The sequence below is a fragment of the Gracilibacillus orientalis genome (assembly GCF_900114645.1).
Classification (GTDB): Bacteria; Bacillota; Bacilli; order Bacillales; family Amphibacillaceae; genus Gracilibacillus; species Gracilibacillus orientalis.
In genome coordinates this window covers 512,080-531,263 of sequence record NZ_FOTR01000001.1, presented here as the reverse complement: position 1 = coordinate 531,263, position 19,184 = coordinate 512,080, and the positions used below count along the sequence as shown (strand labels likewise).

17 protein-coding genes are annotated in these 19,184 nt (G+C 35.9%); 7 read left to right on the top strand and 10 right to left on the bottom strand.

Annotated elements, in window-relative coordinates:
* Positions 1–231: 231 nt before the first annotated feature.
* On the bottom strand, positions 232–4,104 hold the full coding sequence (locus BM121_RS02585) for a glycosyl hydrolase (protein ID WP_091480730.1): 3,873 nt from the start codon (positions 4,102–4,104) through the stop codon (positions 232–234).
* Between the two features lie 421 nt (positions 4,105–4,525).
* Here BM121_RS02585 and BM121_RS02580 point away from each other — a divergent pair, with 421 nt between their 5' ends.
* The gene (locus BM121_RS02580) at positions 4,526–5,446 is read left to right on the top strand and encodes an LCP family glycopolymer transferase (RefSeq protein WP_091480727.1); all 921 of its coding nucleotides are present in this window, start codon (positions 4,526–4,528) and stop codon (positions 5,444–5,446) included.
* Between the two features lie 118 nt (positions 5,447–5,564).
* On the opposite strand, the gene BM121_RS02575 is transcribed toward BM121_RS02580, so the two are convergent.
* The 4 genes from BM121_RS02575 to BM121_RS02560 all read right to left on the bottom strand — a co-directional run bounded on the left by BM121_RS02575 (position 5,565) and on the right by BM121_RS02560 (position 7,539).
* Complete coding sequence (locus BM121_RS02575; RefSeq protein ID WP_091480724.1) at positions 5,565–6,104, bottom strand: NUDIX hydrolase; 540 nt, start codon at positions 6,102–6,104, stop codon at positions 5,565–5,567.
* Positions 6,105–6,114: 10 nt separating this feature from the next.
* Positions 6,115–6,597, bottom strand: a complete 483-nt coding sequence (locus BM121_RS02570; protein ID WP_091480721.1) for a DUF1189 family protein — start codon at positions 6,595–6,597, stop codon at positions 6,115–6,117.
* A gap of 20 nt (positions 6,598–6,617) precedes the next feature.
* Positions 6,618–7,079: a flavin reductase family protein gene (locus tag BM121_RS02565; protein ID WP_091480719.1), complete on the bottom strand. Its 462-nt coding sequence runs from the start codon at positions 7,077–7,079 to the stop codon at positions 6,618–6,620.
* 160 nt (positions 7,080–7,239) lie between these two features.
* Entirely contained in the window at positions 7,240–7,539 is a 300-nt protein-coding gene (locus BM121_RS02560) for a HesB/YadR/YfhF family protein (RefSeq protein ID WP_091480716.1), read from the bottom strand.
* Between the two features lie 466 nt (positions 7,540–8,005).
* Here BM121_RS02560 and BM121_RS02555 point away from each other — a divergent pair, with 466 nt between their 5' ends.
* Positions 8,006–8,560 (top strand): hypothetical protein, encoded by a 555-nt coding sequence (locus BM121_RS02555; protein ID WP_091481252.1) that lies wholly within the window; start codon positions 8,006–8,008, stop codon positions 8,558–8,560.
* A gap of 63 nt (positions 8,561–8,623) precedes the next feature.
* On the opposite strand, the gene BM121_RS02550 is transcribed toward BM121_RS02555, so the two are convergent.
* Positions 8,624–8,983: a response regulator gene (locus BM121_RS02550; RefSeq protein ID WP_091480714.1), complete on the bottom strand. Its 360-nt coding sequence runs from the start codon at positions 8,981–8,983 to the stop codon at positions 8,624–8,626.
* 203 nt (positions 8,984–9,186) lie between these two features.
* On the bottom strand, positions 9,187–10,089 hold the full coding sequence (locus BM121_RS02545) for an ArsR/SmtB family transcription factor (RefSeq protein WP_091480711.1): 903 nt from the start codon (positions 10,087–10,089) through the stop codon (positions 9,187–9,189).
* A 211-nt stretch (positions 10,090–10,300) separates the two neighbouring features.
* On the opposite strand from BM121_RS02545, the gene BM121_RS02540 reads away from it, so the two are divergent.
* The 3 genes from BM121_RS02540 to BM121_RS02530 all read left to right on the top strand — a co-directional run bounded on the left by BM121_RS02540 (position 10,301) and on the right by BM121_RS02530 (position 15,145).
* Positions 10,301–11,617, top strand: coding sequence for a hemolysin family protein (locus BM121_RS02540; protein WP_091480708.1), 1,317 nt, complete (start codon positions 10,301–10,303; stop codon positions 11,615–11,617).
* The gene (locus BM121_RS02535) at positions 11,614–14,244 is read left to right on the top strand and encodes a cation-translocating P-type ATPase (protein ID WP_091480705.1); all 2,631 of its coding nucleotides are present in this window, start codon (positions 11,614–11,616) and stop codon (positions 14,242–14,244) included. Before BM121_RS02540 ends, BM121_RS02535 begins: the two co-directional genes overlap by 4 nt.
* 181 nt (positions 14,245–14,425) lie before the next feature.
* On the top strand, positions 14,426–15,145 hold the full coding sequence (locus BM121_RS02530; RefSeq protein ID WP_091480703.1) for an SDR family oxidoreductase: 720 nt from the start codon (positions 14,426–14,428) through the stop codon (positions 15,143–15,145).
* A gap of 186 nt (positions 15,146–15,331) precedes the next feature.
* Here the strand turns inward: BM121_RS02530 and BM121_RS02525 are convergent, their stop codons facing one another.
* Complete coding sequence (locus BM121_RS02525; RefSeq protein WP_091480699.1) at positions 15,332–16,078, bottom strand: SDR family NAD(P)-dependent oxidoreductase; 747 nt, start codon at positions 16,076–16,078, stop codon at positions 15,332–15,334.
* A gap of 168 nt (positions 16,079–16,246) precedes the next feature.
* Here BM121_RS02525 and BM121_RS02520 point away from each other — a divergent pair, with 168 nt between their 5' ends.
* Positions 16,247–16,603, top strand: coding sequence for a winged helix-turn-helix transcriptional regulator (locus BM121_RS02520; RefSeq protein ID WP_091480696.1), 357 nt, complete (start codon positions 16,247–16,249; stop codon positions 16,601–16,603).
* A 22-nt stretch (positions 16,604–16,625) separates the two neighbouring features.
* On the opposite strand, the gene BM121_RS02515 is transcribed toward BM121_RS02520, so the two are convergent.
* On the bottom strand, positions 16,626–16,892 hold the full coding sequence (locus BM121_RS02515) for a hypothetical protein (protein ID WP_091480693.1): 267 nt from the start codon (positions 16,890–16,892) through the stop codon (positions 16,626–16,628).
* Positions 16,893–16,972: 80 nt separating this feature from the next.
* Complete coding sequence (locus BM121_RS02510; RefSeq protein WP_091480691.1) at positions 16,973–17,542, bottom strand: DUF6241 domain-containing protein; 570 nt, start codon at positions 17,540–17,542, stop codon at positions 16,973–16,975.
* Positions 17,543–18,341: 799 nt separating this feature from the next.
* Between BM121_RS02510 and BM121_RS02505 the strand changes: the two genes are divergently transcribed.
* Positions 18,342–19,178, top strand: a complete 837-nt coding sequence (locus tag BM121_RS02505; protein ID WP_091480688.1) for an SAM hydrolase/SAM-dependent halogenase family protein — start codon at positions 18,342–18,344, stop codon at positions 19,176–19,178.
* Positions 19,179–19,184 lie beyond the last annotated feature (6 nt).

Below are 19,184 nucleotides of genomic sequence, written 5' to 3'. Positions count from 1 at the left end.
CTGAAAATCAGAAGAAGTGCTCTGTTTTCGGGTGAAAAAGAAAAATAAGTGTAGTTGTCGATAGAACGGAAATAATAATTAAACAATAATCTAAATAGGAAAATTACCTTTTCATCACGGTGCTAATGGTCCAAAAACTACTACTGACGGAAAGCTCCCTTTATCCTATAGAGGGAAAGGGCCGTCATAAGCTATAACTTATTGGACCGCCCTATGGATCATCTTCATTGTTTATTGAACTTTTTTTCGCCTTGCCATCACCAACGTTACAATACCTGAAAGCGTAAGTAGTAAACCAGCTAGTAGCCAATTGGCGGTATGAGTTGCCGTATCTGGCAAGGATTGATCTTGATCAGAATTGCTGTCTGTGTTGTTAATTCCTAAATTATTTTTTGATTCATCCTTCTGACCTGCGCCCGTATTATCATGGTTAGCGGATTCATCAGATTCGTTACTATCTGGATCTTGCTCTGCCTCTTCTGATTGTTCTTCTTCCTTATACTCAAACGCACCATATATACTAAAGTGTGTCACGTCTGCACTCGCCCTTTTGGTTTCCTCATTCCAAACAGCTTGAAAGCGTTGTTCTGTCACAAGTTCACCATTTTCATCAACAAGAATGACCTGAAGTTTATTTGCATCGAATTCTTGATCAGCATCTAAAGTATAAGTAATGTTTATTGGCTGTTCGAATTCAGTTATTTCCTGTTCACCAGCAAATAATTGAAAATCAATAAGATCGCTTAATACGTCTTTGCGCTTTTCTTTGATATCTTCTGATACTTGATTAAAAGCGAAGGTGATGTTGTCATTATATGATTGTAAGAGTTGTACAGGAATAGTAACAGTTGTTTTTTTATAGTTTAATTGAACAGTAGCATCATGTTCTAATTGTGTGATTATATCTTTGGTTATTTCTACTTTTTTTGTAGTTAAATCAAATTGATAGCTGTTATCTTCTTTAGTAAATGTTTCTTTGTTGTCAATAGAATGGATATCTTCCGTTGGTTCTTCTTGCTCAGGATCAGGAGTTTCGCTACCATCTGTTAACAGGACATCATCCATTAAAATAGTAGCAGTTGTATCTCCTTCAACAGGGATCAGCTCCAGGCCAATTTCTCCCACATTGTCGAGACTTTCGATCGTTGTTAAATCTAATAAAAGTGTTGTCACGTCTCCACTATTTAAATCAATTACACCACCATCAGCCCAGGCCCAATCCTCGCCAGTTTTTACAAAGAATTTAGCTTGAGCCTGTCCTTCAGATAAGTGAACTTTAGCACTCAAGCTTTTTTCATTAGATAAATCTGTAATGCTTGTAGTAGAAATAGTCATACTATCATTTGATGTTAAATCTAATGTTGTCTTTAGACTGGATCCATTAATGCCATTTTCCACAATGGAAGGTTCTTCTGCAGTTCCGGAAGTAATATTCCAAGCTAATTCACCGTCTTCAAAATCGAATAATACTGGATTACGTTCTTCATCCTCTGGTGTTTCTACTGCCTCGGGTACTTCGGGCTGTGCTTCATCATATATTGCGCGCATATCATCAAAATAAAGTGTTCCTCTTCCTTCTTCACCGCCTGTGTAAATAGCAAATTGTGTGACATTTGTCAGTTTCTCCTTGTCCACTACAACATCGGGTTTATTTTCCCAAGCAGCAGGAGTGAATTTGGTAAAAGGGATAGTGATGATCCCTTCAGAAGGCTCGTCTAAATCATGATATGCTTCAAAACTTATGCCACCAATTTGGATTTGAATGGTTAAATCATTCGGATAGCTATCATTCTTTAACCAGAATTGGAAAGCATTTGTTTCTGACCAATCCACATTAGCTAATGATGTCTGACGACCAGCATAGCCCATTCCAGCAATCGTAAAGTTATACGCTAAACCGTATTCCCCTTCATTTTTGTTTTCAGAGGAATGATGGAGTGTTACTTTGTCCCCGTTACTGGAATAAGCGTTTTCTAATAAACTGTCGTCACCCAAGTAGCCTTCCAAATTGTCAACCAATAATGGATCAATTGGTGCTTCGACATAGGTATTGTTCAGTTTAATATGATCAATGTAGATAGCATCTGTCAGGTCAAGTTGATTGCCTACTAACGATATCGCAATCGTGCGTGCTTCTATCGTATCTGGCACATTGATGGATGTATGGTATTTTTTAAAAGTCTCCCCATTGATGGTTACTTCTTCTAAGTCGGATATATCTTTGGATGTTTCATTCATCCCATATTTGGTTTCCAAATCATCAGGAAGCATGGCTACAGCTTGAATCGATCCGTCACCAACAGAAACAGGTAGTAGAGCTTCTAATTCAACTTGGTTGATAGCCTGCAAATCATCTTCTGATAGATCTGTCAATTCTAACTTTAATTCTTGCCATGTTTCATTCGCATCCATGCCTTCAATTTGGAATTTTAATTTACCGTCATCAGCTAATGTTGCATGTTCAAATGTGATTGTGTTTGTTACTGGATGCGTTCCATTTGTTTTAATCCCGTCAATATTATCATCGAAAGTATATAATTTTGACGGTAAACTACTTGCTTTTACAAATACTTTAACCGTTTCTTCATAAATGGAACCATCTTGATGAACTACTTTGAATGTAATATTAGTAGCAGTTCCATTCATATCTGTAGTTGGCATCCAATCTGCTACATAATAATTGCTGTCTGCATCTAAGGTGAGCGAATGCGCTTGATCAGAACCTTCTATTGTGTAAGTAACTTGTTGTGGATTGTCGTGAAGTACGCGTACCCGGAACTTTGTCGAATTGTCTGTAATCGTTGTACCTGAAACAGGGGATGCGATATGTGCGGTTGGTCCTTCAGTTGCCACGGGACTATTTTTATGTTCTTCTGTATAGACTTTCTCTTGGATGTCTTCACGAAAAGCAGAATAATCACTTTCTTTAAACGCTTGGAAATCTGGTAATAATTCATGGTCACCGCCTAAATCATCGTGAATATCCTTATAAGGTACGAACATGTTATTTGGCCAACCAAAATTAGCCCATGTTTGCATATAGGCAATTTTGCTTGCTTTCGGATCATTTTGAATCGCATTTAAAACACGCGTGTACCAATCTAGTGTATTTTCTTTTTCATTGATGCCAGAAGCACTATAGCCATACTCTGTTAAGGCTGCAACTTTTCCTCGTTCCTCTGCTAGATCCACTAACATTGCTAAATCTTTTACGAGTCCATTTAACCAGCTTTCCGAACCTGCATTATTTTTATCATCATAATTATCGATACCAAGAATATCCACATACTCATCACCAGGATATGTTTCTAAATAACGGTCCAAATCACCAGCAGGACCGGCACCTGGTGAGAATGCATACAAAAAGTTATGGACTCCTTTTTCATCTCTTAAATACTCAACCGTATAACGGTAAAGAGCTTTATATTCTTCCGGAGTTGTCTGATGTGCTCCCCACCAGAACCAACCACCAGTTTGTTCATGAAATGGTCGGAAAATTATCGGAATTGGGTTATCATTCTCGTCTTTTACCGAATGAGCTAGTTTAGCAATATTATCTAACCATGCATTGAAATCATCATTATTGGGACCACCTGGTAGAATTTTTGGAACTGTATTGCCTGACGTATCATTGTATCGTCCACCTGTTGCAAAGTTTTTAGGGTGCATGCTCAGAGCAATTACTCCGCCAAGTTCGTCTGCTTTTTCCATTGATGCTACCAAGTTTTTAATACTTTGAGCAACATCACCCTCTACACCAGGTTTTTCATCACCAACAATACTTAACGTATCCCAACCGAAAATGGCGGGATAATCCCCCACAGCATGTAAAATTTCTGATTGCTCAGAAGCAGTACGTGGGGGATCGTTCGTTAATGTTAAGCCTTCATCAATCGCATGTTGCTGGCCAAAAAGAACATGTTCTCCATTAATACTTTGAAAATAAGAGAATAATGCTTTTGTCTGATCACTTATTTTGGGATCTACTAGATTAAGTGATTGTTCATTTGCAGAGACTTCAACATCCATTTTTGTATGGGATAGAATCAAAAGAATAAATGTAAACGTTATCAAAATATAAGCAGTCTTTTTTTTGATTTTCATACTTCTCCTCCTTTACAGTCATCTAACGTTTTCAGGATAAAAATGATCACCCCCAACAACGAGTGAAAACGCTATCTAATTAGTATTATAAATAATATTATTTATTTGTAAAGTAATTAAATATAAAAATTAAGTTATCGATATAGTAATAAAAAAGTTTGATATGCCATGTTTTTAGTGTGTTAATAAGGATTTTATATATAATAAAATATATAATTCAACTATGATAAACTTTAAAATATAATTAAACGTTTAAGTAATAAAAAATATTTAGCCAAGGAATAAACCTTTTTTGATATACTTATACAAAAATTGTGATAATTTGCTAAAAAATTCAAATAGTAGTTTTCTTTTCTTAGTCTAATTGTGCTATAATGATGGAAGATTATTCAGAAAAAATAAGATAGGATGTTGATTGAGCGTGGAAACAAGAACAAATAGAAGAAAATCAAAAAAATGGTGGATATTGACTCCACTCATTATTCTGTTGGTTATTATTTTAGCTGTAGGTGGTTACATATGGTCGATTGTGAATGATGTGGAAGATACATTCGATTCTAAAATGCATGATCCGGTAGAATCAATAGATACTGAAAAAGTAAAAGAGAAAACAGAAAATGCTGAACCATTAAATATATTGTTATTAGGTGTGGATCAACGTGCTAACGATTCAGGCCGGTCTGATGCTTTGATGGTATTGTCATTAAAACCGGAAAAAGATGAGATGCAGTTAGTTAGTATTCCGCGAGATACCCGTACAATGATCGTTGGCAGAGGTAGTGAGGATAAAATTAATCATGCCTATGCATTTGGTGGACCTGATATGGCTGTACAAACTGTTCAAAATTTCCTGGATATTGATATTGATTATTTCGTTCGCATCAACATGGAAGGCCTACAAGAGTTGGTGGATGAGGTGGGAACGATTACTGTTGATAATGAGATCGAGTGGAATGATGGCAAGTATCAGTTTACTAAAGGCCCAGTTGACATGGATGGAGAAAAAACTCTCGCATATGTGAGGATGAGAAAGAAAGATCCAGCTGGTGACTTTGGAAGAACAGATCGTCAACGAAAAGTAATTCAAGCGATTATTAATGAAGGTGCCAGCGTAGCAAATATTACCAAGGTGGATGAAGTAATTGATATCATGGGTAATAATATGTCTACCAGTCTGGACTTTGATGCCATGAAGTCGTTACTAAATGGGTATAGGAATACAAGAAAAAATGTGACAAGTTATCGAATGAAAGGATCAGGGACAACTATAGGTGGAACTTATTATTATATAGTCCCCGACGAAGAAGTAACAAATGTAAGAGACATGATCAATAATAGCTAAGGCCTCCATGGGGCTTTAGCTTTTTTTGTGGCCTGAATCTTACGAATAACAAACAAAAAAAGTGTCCGCAAGAATATAACGTTCTTGCAGACACTTGGCTGATCCAGTGTTTCATTTGTTAATTGAAAGTCATGCTTAAATATTTTGCCCAGCAAGCGAGACCGGCACCATGACGAAAATTACCTTGTTCAATCAGTTTGCAAAAATCTTTTATACTAACTTCTTCTACTTCAATGTTTTCAAGCTCATCTAAGAATTGATCAGCCACTTTTATTGCCTTTGATGCCAGATAAAGATGAATTTTTTCGGTTGTGGAACCAGGAGACGGGTAGAAATAATCAAGAGAATGCCAGTCTTCTGCGTGGTATCCTGTTTCTTCTAATAATTCCCGTTTTGCTGCGTGCAGAGGTTCTTCGTCTTCTTCTATCATGCCCGCAGGAAATTCACGCTCTGTAGAATGTAACGGATGGCGATATTGCTTTAGCATTACTATTTGATTATCTTCCGTAATTGCTAAAACACATACCCCGTCATGAAAATCAATATACGAAAAATTTTGTGTCTGCTCATTTGCAAGTAATACTTCATCAATCGTTATTTTAAAACGATCTATTTGTGTTGTTGAACTATGGTTTATTTTCCATTCACTATTTGCCAAAGAAACTCCCTCACTTCCTTTTTTTCGGGTAAATCAAAATCATCTGATACATGAGTATATATAACAACATTAAACCAACCAAAAAAGCATAAGAAGTCGGTAATGGTGTGAAAAATAACAGATGATACAATATTAATGGCCACAGTAACGCAAAGGAAGTCATTTTCCATAGTTGCTGATACGCTAATTTTCGTTGCAGGGACCATTTAAGTATCCATGAACCGATTGCCAATATTGAAATACCTGTAACAACTACAAACATCATAAAGAAGGGATAGAAGATAATAATTTGTAGTAAAAATTGACTGAATGAAATATGTGATTGATCTTGTTCAAAGTTTGCTATAATTAAGATTACATTTGGTAAGAAACTGATAAAGAATAATAGAAAAAGATAAGCGAGTGTATCCCTCATACTTACTCGATTAAGCCAAAACAAAGCTTCTTTTTTAGGTAATATAGCACTTTTTCGTAAGATTGCAAGAATTGCCATGACCTTCCTCCGTACCTTCTCTATTCGTCTGAGATTCTTTTGTAAGCACTGTTGTAATAAAGAATTGGATTACCTTCGTCTAATTTGATTTCGTCTACTTCAGCAATAATCAACAAGTGATCACCAGCTTCCACTGTATTAACAACAGTACATGCCAGTGTAGTGAGTGCATGATTAATGACGGGGATACCGTCTAATGTTGTAAAATCTTTGAATTCTTTATCCATTTGTTTAGCGAAAATCATTGATACTTCTTGCTGCTCTTCCCGGAGTATACTGACACCAAATCGTTTAATTTTATCGGCATTTTGATGAAAATTCGTTTTGGAATCTAGTGATATAGTGATTAATTGTGGGTCTAGAGAAACAGACATAAATGCATTGACCGTCATCCCTTGTATATTATTCTCAAATTCCGATGTAACGACAGTAATTCCTGTTGCGAATTTGCTCATCGCTTTGCGGAAATCTTGTTTGCTCATTGAATAAAGCCTCCTTCATAGATCGTATATCCTGACTTTCAATACTTACTATTAAGTTTGCTTTTATTTTAACATAAGTTCTTACTATTTCGTTGTAATAGCGTTTAAGAAGTGGGAGGTTTGGATAAAGAAAAAGAGTGAGGCTATCCCTCACTCTTTCTTAATGAATTTCTTCATAATCATATGCAACTTCATCTAATTTATCATCATATTCGACGATTAAGTTATAACCTTCAAAATACCATGCATCTGTATCATCAATAAAAAAAGTAATGCCATTTTTTTCTGTTGTTGTAATGGTTTCCCCCATTGGTTCATTTAGTGCAAAGGCTAGTGAAAAACCTTCATGTATCGGACTATAGCCACCGTATTTAGCTTGAAATTTAATGGTATTTCCATCGCTTACTTCTACGTCATCTTTAAACCATTGTAAAGCTTGATCTGATACTTTGATTTCCATGCATATGCACTCCTTTATTTACACAAAAGTAACTCCCTTTAAACTATTCCCAATATTTATCCTTCTTACACTATATTATCATAATCCAAAGAAACAATTTCCGAAATAAATGTAAAAAAACTTAGGAATCTATTATAAAGGGAAAGGTCTGCTCATAATTTGGTTAGATAACCCAAAAAGTTACCTAACACACTTATGGCATCTTGCTCCTTTCAAAATCCCTCGATAACGTTACTTCATTCGTTTGTTGAATAATATTACCTAGATAGTGGGGGCATCTACTCATTTCGATGATATCCCAATAAGTAAGTTGGGGAGGACTGTGCTTTGGCATCAGCCAACACATTTTTCTGCAATGAAGGAAATGCATTTTTTCAAAGTTTCACTTTACTCTGATTTTTGTTATACTAATGAAAGTAAATTCTTGAAATTATGTAGTGGCTATGAAACTAAAGGTGGTGTAAAGATGGCAGTGCAATATACGAACTTTCGCGGAGATGAGTATTTTTTACATGTAAGAAAAACAAACAAAGGTAATCCAACTTATTATTTTAAAAAAGATGATCCTGATACTTCGATTGATAGTATTCCAGAAGGTTATGAAATATATGAACACCCGAATGGAAGAGTGTTCTTAACGAAACAATCAAAACGGAAAATAACCAGTGAAGAAGTGCAGCTAATTAAAGAGAGTATGGAAATCAATAGCCCGATCAAGGATTATAAGTTAGATATCAGACAAAAGAGCATTTATTTGTATACGTATGAAAATCCGGTCCCGTTTGATGAAAATCCTGTAATTGTTGAGGCGTTATCAGATCCAAAATATAAAACATATGATGCGCAGTTATGTTTTACATTGCTAGATAAAAACACAAGAGCATTTCAAGTAGAGCGGAAATCTTATACTGGTGAAAGAGACGATCAGTGGCTCTTTTTAGAAGAATCGGCGGATTTAAAAGAGTTGGTGGATAAATATGTGCAACACCTTGGACAAGAAAGTTATTTCGAATTATTTTAATAAGAAAAAGCTTGGTTGAATTATACTAATACCAAGCTTTTTCTTACGTGAATAAAGCATTTCTTAATCAAATATATTATCCATTATTTGTATTAGATTATGAAAGTGTGGTTTGATGATAAAGTCCTTGGCCCCATGATGCAATGCTCTCGTTACGTTATCATGAGTGGCGAGGGAAGAGACCATAATGACATTTGCGCATGGATCTAATCCTTTGATTTTCTTTAAAGCATCTAATCCATTTGATTTTGGCATGATGATATCTAAAATGATAATATCAGGTTTGTGTTGTTGATATGCTTTGATCGATTCTAATCCAGTTGAAGCTTCAGCAATAACTAGATAATGGTGTTTTTCAATTGTCTGTTTAAGCCAATGTCTCATAAACCGCGAATCATCTGCAATGATAACTGTTTTTTTCATGGCTGTTCCCTCATTTTCTAAATCATTTCATAATTCGACATTCTTCTACTTTTATTTTAAATGAAGTATTAGCGAATGTGAAGTTGTTTGTTTTGTATCAATGGACACACATTAGTTTATCTTCAAAGCAAAAAAAACCGTTTCAATAAAATTTTATTGAAACGGGTTCATCTCTTTTTTCTTTTATGAGACAGCCTTAACTATTATATATAATATAATTTAAAATTAATATCTTGATCATGGTTTCCGAATTCTCTTCCGAACAGTGTGGCACCACCGACATGCTCTGCATCTTCTTTTACTTCCACTCTAAATTTCCATCCATCTACAGAAGTGTTTAAATCATTAATGGTTACATCTGACATAGGTTCCCCGTCCATATAAGTACCATGTGATGTTATACGAATTGTTTTTAATAACCCGTATTGATTAATATTATGTGGCCACCAGTCAGGGGTATACTTCCCTCTGGTATCCGCAAAATCACCAGGGCTTTGCCATACCCCTAATTCAACATTGTCTAGAGTAAAAGTGATATCAGACGGCCATACTTCGTTTGAGAATGGGAACTCTGATGAGATTTCAAAGCTGATATCCATCTGTTGTAATTGATCTTCTTCTTGCAAAAAATTAGGGGTTTTATATTCAATAAATCCTTGTGTAAACCATAATATTCGTGCATCCATCCGTTTAGGATCCATAAAATATTTCGTTTGGTCTACTGGACCAACAAAGTCTTTACTAGTCGCTAAGCCGCATGTAGGTACAACTTGATAGTCTGTGTAATGGCCAACAGGTACCGAAGTTTCATATGTGGCAAACGAATGATATATTTTTTTAGGAAAGTTCACTTCAATGTGGTCAACTTTCAGTATGGAAATTCGTTGTAAGCCAGATTTTCCTGGAATTTTCTCCGTCCGAATAATACCAGCCTTTTCTAATTTCTCAATATGTTTTGTCACAATTGGACTACTGATCCCCAAAACACTGGATAGTTCCTTAATATTCATTTTATTCTTGGATAATAATTGGATAATTTCTAACCTGACGTGGCTTGCTAATGCTTCATATACCGATAAGGAAGATTTATCTATTTCTAATTGCATAATTCTCACCAACTACTTTCTGAGTACTAATTAAATTATTTTTATTATCACATATTAAGCATGAATTTTCTAACATAATCTATTATGCCATAATTTGTAACAGGTTTCATCCGAATTAGACATTTTAATCATTTATTATCGGGAAAAATTGTCTTGTTACAGTTTAATTTGGGTATAACAATGATAAGACTAGTAAAAAGTAGGTGGTATTTTGATTTTATCTTTCATTATTCTTTTATTACTAATAGTAATAAATGCGTTTTTTGCTGCTTCTGAGATCTCGTTAGTAGCTTTAAATGACAATAAAATAAAGAAACGAGCGGAACAAGGTGATAAGAAATCGATAAAATTACAAGCTTTATTATTAGAACCTGGCCGTTTTTTAGCAACAATTCAAATTGGAATTACTCTGGCAGGCTTTTTGGCCAGTGCATTTGCTGCCGATCGTTTTGCAGAACCTTTAGCAGAATGGTTAGTGGCTATCGGTGTACCGATTGCTTTATCATTACTGAAAACAATCGCTGTTATTACCATCACGATACTGCTCTCTTACTTTACATTGGTAATTGGAGAATTGGTTCCGAAGCAATTAGCCTTGCAAAGGGCAGAAACAATAGCATATAAAACAGTTAGCACTTTATCGATTTTATTTAAAGTAAGTTATCCATTTGTTAAAATTTTGAATATTTCGACGAACTTAATCGTAAAATTATTTGGGGTAGATCCTCATGCAAAACAAGAGGAGGCAAATGAAGAAGAAATAAGAATGCTGGTGGATATTGGTGGCGAAAGAGGAACGATTGAAAATGACGAAAAACGGATGATTCATAACATATTTGAATTTAATGATAAAACTGTCTCCGATATAATGACACATCGAACGGATATTACAGCGATTGATATCAATTTAAGTAGCGACGAAATATTAGACGTCATCAATGACAAGCGCTTTACTCGTTTTCCTGTTTATGAGGAGGATATTGATCATATTGTTGGTACATTACATATGAAAGACATGTTTGCTTATTTAAAAAAGAATGGTCAGACGTGGAATCATCTCTTGCGTAAACCTTATTATGTGATGGAGTCCCAGCCAATTGATGTAGCCTTTCGAGATATGAAAAAGCATAACCTCCATATCGCAATGGTAGTCGATGAGTATGGTGGTATTGATGGCCTTATTACTATGGAAGATATAATTGAGGAAATAGTCGGGGAAATATTAAGCGAACATCATTTACCCGGTGAAGATGAAGCAAGTAGCTTGAAAAAGGTAAACACGAATCAATTTGAAGTAGAAGGTACGACTCATCTCTATTTATTAGAGCAAGCTTTTCAAATAGAGTTACCTTCTGATGATTTCGATACAGTGAATGGATTTATTGTTCATCAATTGGGATATATTCCAAAGAATTCAGAACGCCCAGCAATATCATATAAAAATTTAACGTTTGAAGCAGTAGAAATGTCCGATTATCGTATCGAAAAAGTACTAATTACGATCGAATCAGGAGGAGATAAATCTTGAGTAGTTACCAAAAAACGAAGCAAGAAGTTTTAGATAAATGGGAAGTAACGAAATTAGAAGGTCTTGCAGGTAATGAAGCGAACAACCGACTCGAACAGGAAGGGTATAACGAAATCGCTGATAAAGAAAAAGTACCCACATGGAAGCTATTTATGGATACATTCAAAGATGCAATGGTCGTTGTGCTTTTGGTGGCGGCAATTGTGCAATTAGTACTGGGTGAATTAATAGAATCCATCATTATATTTATCGTTATTTTGTTAAATTCAATTATCAGTGTTGTGCAAACGAAGAAGGCGGAAAGCTCATTGGATGCACTACGGGATATGTCTGCACCGGAAGCAAAAGTAATTCGGGATGGTACAAGTCAGACGATTATGGCACGCGAATTAGTACCCGGTGATATTGTCTTACTAGAAGCAGGGGATTACATACCCGCAGATGGTCGTTTATTAGACGCTGAATCATTAAAAATTAATGAAGGCATGCTGACAGGTGAGTCTGATGCGGTAGAAAAAGTCACGGATCCTATTCAAGAGGAAGTATCGATCGGGGATCAGTTAAATATGGTATTCTCCAGCTCCTTAGTGGTCAATGGTCGCGGTACTTTTGTGGTGACAGCAACTGGTGAAAAAGCTGAGATTGGGAAAATTGCTGAAATGATTGAAACAGCGGAAGCAAAACAAACACCCCTGCAACGAAAGCTAGATTCCTTCAGTAAGAAACTAGGTATTGCGATTTTACTCATTTGTATGGTTATTTTTGCTGTGCAGGTAGGTCGTATCTGGTTGGGGGATGCCGATGTTGATATGACAAAAGCGGTATTAGATGCCTTAATGTTCTCAGTTGCGATTGCGGTTGCAGCTATTCCAGAGGCATTACAGTCGATTGTGACGATTGTTTTATCTGTTGGTACCAATAAAATGGCAAAACAACATGCGATTATCCGCCGTTTACCAGCCGTAGAGACACTAGGTTCTACCAGTGTAATTTGCACTGATAAAACAGGAACACTAACCCAAAATCAAATGACAGTAACAGAAGCTTATTTGCCGGAAGTAGAGGATCCATTCAGTAATGAAAAATGGACGAAAGCTGAACGGTTATTAATTCAGACGGCAGCACTTTGTAATGACTCTTATATTAATGAAGATAACAAGGAGATTGGAGATCCGACGGAAATTGCGCTAATTCGTTTAGCAGATAAGCAAAAGCAACCATATAAAGAGTTGCGAAATAAATATAAGCGAGAAGCAGAATTGCCTTTTGATTCAGAACGAAAGATGATGTCGACAGTCTATACGATTGGTGATGAACGATTGATGTTGATCAAAGGCGGACCAGATGTGATGGTAGATCGAGCAAGCACTATTTTGGTTAACGGCGAGGAACAAGAACTAACATCCGATTGGCTCAATATACTGGATAATCAAAATGAGAGTTATTCTAAGCAAGCTTTGCGTGTATTAGCTTTTGCGTATAAAAAAATGGAGCCAGATCATCAGGTTACATTAGATGATGAACGAGACTTCACATTAATAGGCTTTACAGCTATGATGGATCCACCAAGAGATGCTGTTTATGGCTCGATTGAAGAGTCGAAAAAAGCAGGAATAAAGCCAGTGATGATCACTGGAGACCATAAAACAACCGCAGAAGCGATCGGTAAGGAAATTGGATTAATGGCAGAAGATGATATGGCTGTAACCGGTAAAGAATTAGATGATATGTCCGATCAAGAATTAGATAAGAAACTAGCGCGTATTTCTGTTTATGCACGTGTTTCTCCTGAGAATAAAATCCGAATTGTAAAAGCTTGGCAACGCAAAAATCAAGTAACTGCCATGACAGGTGATGGTGTTAATGATGCACCTGCATTGAAACAAGCAGATATAGGGATCGGAATGGGAAGTGGAACTGATGTGGCGAAGGATTCTGCTGCGATGATATTAACAGATGATAATTTTGTATCAATTGTTAAAGCAGTAAGTGTTGGGCGAACCGTTTTTGATAATATCAAAAAGTCAATTGCTTATTTATTTGCTGGTAACTTAGGTGCGATTATAGCGATTCTGTTTGCGGTAATAATGAACTGGGCCAATCCGTTTACAGCATTGCAATTATTATTTATCAACCTTGTCAATGATTCCTTGCCAGCAATTGCATTAGGTATGGAGAAATCAGAACCAAATGTTATGAAGCGGAAACCGCGCAAAATAGATGAAGGAATTTTTGCTGGTGGAACATTACGATCGGTAATTATTCGTGGTCTATTAATTGGTGTGGCAGTTATTGTGTCTCATTATATCGGATTACAGCACTCAGAAGGAATGGGTGTAGCAATGGCTTTCACCACCTTGATTCTATCAAGAACATTACAAACCTTCCCGGCAAGATCGAATGTTCAAACTGCTTTTGGAGCAGGTTTTTTTCAGAATAAATATGTGTTAGGTGCTGTTGTGATTGGATTTGTCTTATATTCGATTATCATCATGCCTTTTGCTAGAGCAGTATTCCGCATCCCGGATGAATTTGGCTGGAATCAAGGTTTGATCGCATTCTCTTTAGCACTGATGAGTGTTGTGTTAATGGAGGTTTTAAAGGTATTAAGGACCAAAAAAGAATAAAGAGCGCTAACAGACAATTTCTACGTTTTGAAATTGTCTGTTTTTAAGTATGTGTATTATGCAAAAGTACGCATAACCACACAAACCATCCGACTATAATTAGTAGTTTTTTACCAAATCGAAGCAAATTTATGATAAGATTATTGTAAGGGTTTACAAAAGTGATGAATGAGGTGAAATGATGAAAGTTTTAGTTACAGGAGCTAATAGAGGATTAGGTTTAGCCTTGGTTCACAGTGGTCTGAAAAAAGGCAATATTATTTTTGCTGCTGTTCGCTCTGTAGCGGATAAACATATAAAAGAATTGCAAAACTTAAAAGAATCTTATGAAGGACAACTTCGGATTATACATATGGACGTAACTAATGAAAAATCAGTCAAACAAGCTGCTGAAGCAGTTAAACTGACCGATCAGTATTTAGATGTGATTATAAATAATGCAGCTATTTTAAATGAACGGGAGAAAACGATAGAAGAAGTGGATTTGAATGCAGTACTTCAAGCATTTGATGTAAACACTGTAGGGCCTATGCGGATCGTGAAACATTTCTTACCTGTTTTGCGAATAGGTCTTAGACAACAAGTAGCAGAAACACAAGCTATTATTAATATCAGTTCGGAAGCAGCGAGTCTAACCAATGCATATAGTGGTGACTATCCTTATGGTATGACAAAAGTAGCATTAAATATGCTGACTGAAAAATTAAGCGTATATTTGCAGGGAGAGCCGGTAGAAGTTGTATCTGTTCATCCTGGATGGATGAAAACAGCTATGGGTGGAGATAAAGCACCAAAAGATCCGAATGACACGGCTGATAATATATACCGATTAATAGAAAATGGCTGGAAATCAAGTCAGTTCGCATTTGTTGATGATACTGGACATTATATGGATATTTAATTGATTAGTATCATGGGGTACCAGATAAAAAGTAGAAATTATCATTAGTTTCGAGCGATTAATAGGGTCAATTAGCAAAAGCGTAAGGAGGAACTTATTTAAGCCGTTTCAACCTAAATATTAAAAATCCCGAAAAAAGGAAGAAAACCTTTTTTCGGGACCATTTGTAATCTCTGCGCTGTTAAATTAAACCTGTGCTTGCCCGCCATCTACGAACAATTCAACACCAGTCAAGTAGCTGCTTTCGTCTGAAGCAAGGAAAGATACAACGTTTGCTACTTCTTCAGGTGTCCCAACTTTTTCGGCTGGAACAGTATTTCTTGTATTTTCAAGTACTTCTTCAAGTGCATCACCAAAAAGCTCATTGTAGGCAGGCGTATGAATAGTTCCTGGGCTAACCACATTTACACGGATGCCAGTTCCTTTTAGGTCAAGAATCCAGTCGCGAACTAAAGTTCTTAGTGCTGCTTTAGATGCTCCATATACACTAAATGCTGGGTTGCCAATTGATCCAGCAGTAGATCCCGTTACAATAATGGAACCTCTTTTGTTCGGGAATAATGATAATGCTTTTTGAACAGTAAATATCGTTCCTTTAACGTTAATGTCGAACGTTCTATCAACCTGCTCTTCAGTAATTTCACCTAATGGAAGAAGGCTGCCGACGCCTGCATTAGCAAAAAGTATATCCAACTTACCTTTTTCCTGCTTTATAATGTCATATAGTTTGTCTAAGTCCTCAAGCTTAGAAATATCCCCTTGAACACCGGTTACGTTCTTGCCAATTTGGTTAACAGCTTTATCAAGTTCATTTTGTCTGCGTCCTATGATATAAACATATGCACCTTCGCTTACAAACTTTTGTGCTGTAGCAAGACCAATGCCACTTGTTCCGCCCGTTACAAGCGCTATTTTACCTTCAAACTTACCCATACTTAACACTCCTTTAGAGTTAATTTTGTTTTATGTCTAGTACCTTTAAGTACGTGAAAAACACCTTACAACATATAGTATCCATCAGTATCCATGTTTTTGGAAGTACCCACTTTTTTGTGATATAGTAACTAAAAAGTAATAAATTTGGAATGGAGAGGTCTAGACATGAAAAAATTTAGTTGTGGTTTTGAAATGACAATGGAAGTTATTGGCGGGAAATGGAAGGGCCTTGTATTATACTTTTTAATGAATGGACCAAAGAGAACGAGTGAATTAAAGCGCATTATCCCAAATATAACTCAGAAAATGCTGATTCAAACACTTAGAGAGCTTGAAGCCAGTGGACTTGTGAGCAGAAAGATGTATAATCAAGTACCTCCGAAGGTTGAATATTCACCCACTGAACTTGGAGAATCTCTTAAACCTATCTTGCATGAGCTCTGTCAATGGGGCAGCCATTATGCGGAGCAAGAGTATGCAGAAGGTGAATTCGAAATCGTACCACCAGATGAGGTTTCTTAAGAAGTAAATTCATAATGTGGATTTATTCTTTGTTTTTATTACGGTCTGTGTTATTTGTTCCTAATCGTATTCTTCTTATTTCTTTATTAATCTCTTTGGATATGTTATCACTAATGTTTTCTATAAAATCCTGTTCTCTATTCTCCAAAGAAGTCATTTCTTTGTGATCTTCAATGATATTGTTTATAATTCTGTTATCCTGAGGAATGTAATGTTTTTGGGCATATTCTTGCATGTATTCATAAGATTCCTTTGATATACGTAAACGTTTTGCAAAATATTCACTCATAATGATCTACCCCTGAGTGATTGATTTCTCCTGTTTTCCTCGTATTTTTCACAAAAAAATAAAGCTCATACATATGAGCTTTACTGATTGTGTTTCTTTAAAATTGCTTGTTCTTCTTCATCTGTTAATAATCGGGTTGCTCTACCTACATTCCCGTTTTGTAATCTCCATATTTTATTATGATCTTGCACTGCTTGGGAGAAATCTCCTTCTTTCCATCTTGTCAAAATCTCTTTATATACATCTTCATGTTCATATGTTTTAATCTCTAACACTTCAAACAGAAAATTAATTCTGTCTGGTGTGATCTCATAGAATCCCCACATATGATCAGCATATACTTTTTGATGGGCCATATAATTCATATATATTTTAAACACTTCTTCCTTAACTTCCTCTTTCTTCTTTGGGTCTCCAAATGTATTTAAATAGCCTTTTTCTTTGTTTTCCTCCGCTTTATCTTCAGATAGCTCAGTTAACTCTAATTCTTCATCATTATCTGTTTTTTCTTCCTCTGGTTCTTCTACTTCACTTTTAAATACAGGATTTTTTTCTGGTTGATTTTCCAAACCTGCAAATATATTAATACTTATATAAGAAATTAAAATTATAAATGCAATGATAATAATACTTAAAACCCACTTATACACCTTTTCAACCTCCTTATTTCTTCCTATTATAGATAATTGTACCTTTTAATGATTAGGTAATTCAAGTTTACGAGGAAAAACTGAGCAAAAACCCGCTCAGTCCTTATGACTAAAAGCTAAAGATTTACCATTTCTCAAGCATCTATTATGAAATACTTGAACAGCTTGACCACCTCTCCGGCTGCCCACTCCCCTTTCCGTGGGGTTTGTCCTTCAGCTAACTTCTTCGAGCAAAACCCGCTCGAAAAAGTGGATCTTCAGGCCCAACAATTCCCACAGGAGTTGAAGTGGGCGGCCTACGTTTATGCATGCGCGACAACATTTGTCAGACCAGGCAACTTGAGTTATTATACTGGTGAAAGTGTAGGGTAGGGCATGGGAAATCACTAATAGAGGTTATAAAACCCAATATGCTTTTTCTACTATTCGTTGTAGAAAAAAGGAAAGCGAAACAGTCAGCCGTAGCGGTTGACTTGCACTAGCTAGCTTTCAAAATGACAACTCCATCTGTATAACTATTCTTGCTTCTGAAAATAAACGTGTTGAATCACCTTTTCCTATCATACTTGCTTATAAAAGTTGTGACATCAATGGTTATATACTTTCCCTTATAAAAAAATAAAGCCCATATTAATGGACCTCATCACTTTAGTCATGGACCCGTTCTTTGAAATCTGCTCGCTTTTCTTCTAATATTGAATCTAAACATTATCAACAAGGAACTCACGCTACAAATGATATACTTTTATTTCATTGTAAGATAATAGTATAATGGTGCTAAGCATAGAAAGGGGCAATCATGATGATGAATCCATTGGTATTACAATCAGATTTCGGACTAGAAGATGGAGCTGTAAGTGCAATGAAAGGTGTTGCACATAGTGTAAGTAAAGTTGTTTCAATATTCGATAATACCCATGATATACCACCATTTGATATTTGGACAGGTTCTTATCGTCTACTTCAAACAGTGTCCTATTGGCCGGAGAATACTGTTTTTGTATCTGTAGTAGATCCAGGAGTAGGTTCAGGAAGAAAAAGTGTGGTTGTTCAAACGGAGAATAATCAATATATTGTTACACCAAATAATGGTACGCTAACACATATTTATTACAAAATAGGTATCAAGCAAATCCGTGAAATTGATGAAGAAGTCAATCGATTACCAATGTCAGGCGCTTCTCATACCTTTCATGGACGTGATATTTATGCATATACAGGTGCCAGAATAGCAGCTGGGGTGATTTCTTTTGATAACGTTGGGCCAGAATTAGCTATTGAGGATATTGTACGCCTGCCATTTTATGAGCCGAAGCTTGAGGAACAATCGATAAGCGGGACAATTGATATATTAGATGTTCGTTTTGGTAATTTGTGGACCAATATTAGTAGAGAACTTTTTCTTCAATTAAATATTGATTACGGGGAAGCAGTAGAAATAGAAATTCTCCATGATACGAGAAGAGTGTATCATAATAAAGTGACATTTGGTCGTTCTTTCGCGACCATTCAAATAGGAGAGCCAGTATTATATGTGAATTCCTTGGATAACTTAGCAGTGGCGATCAATCAGGGTTCATTTGCTAAAGCTCACAACATTGGAACAGGTTCAAGCTGGCATATTTATATAAAGTGAAACTCC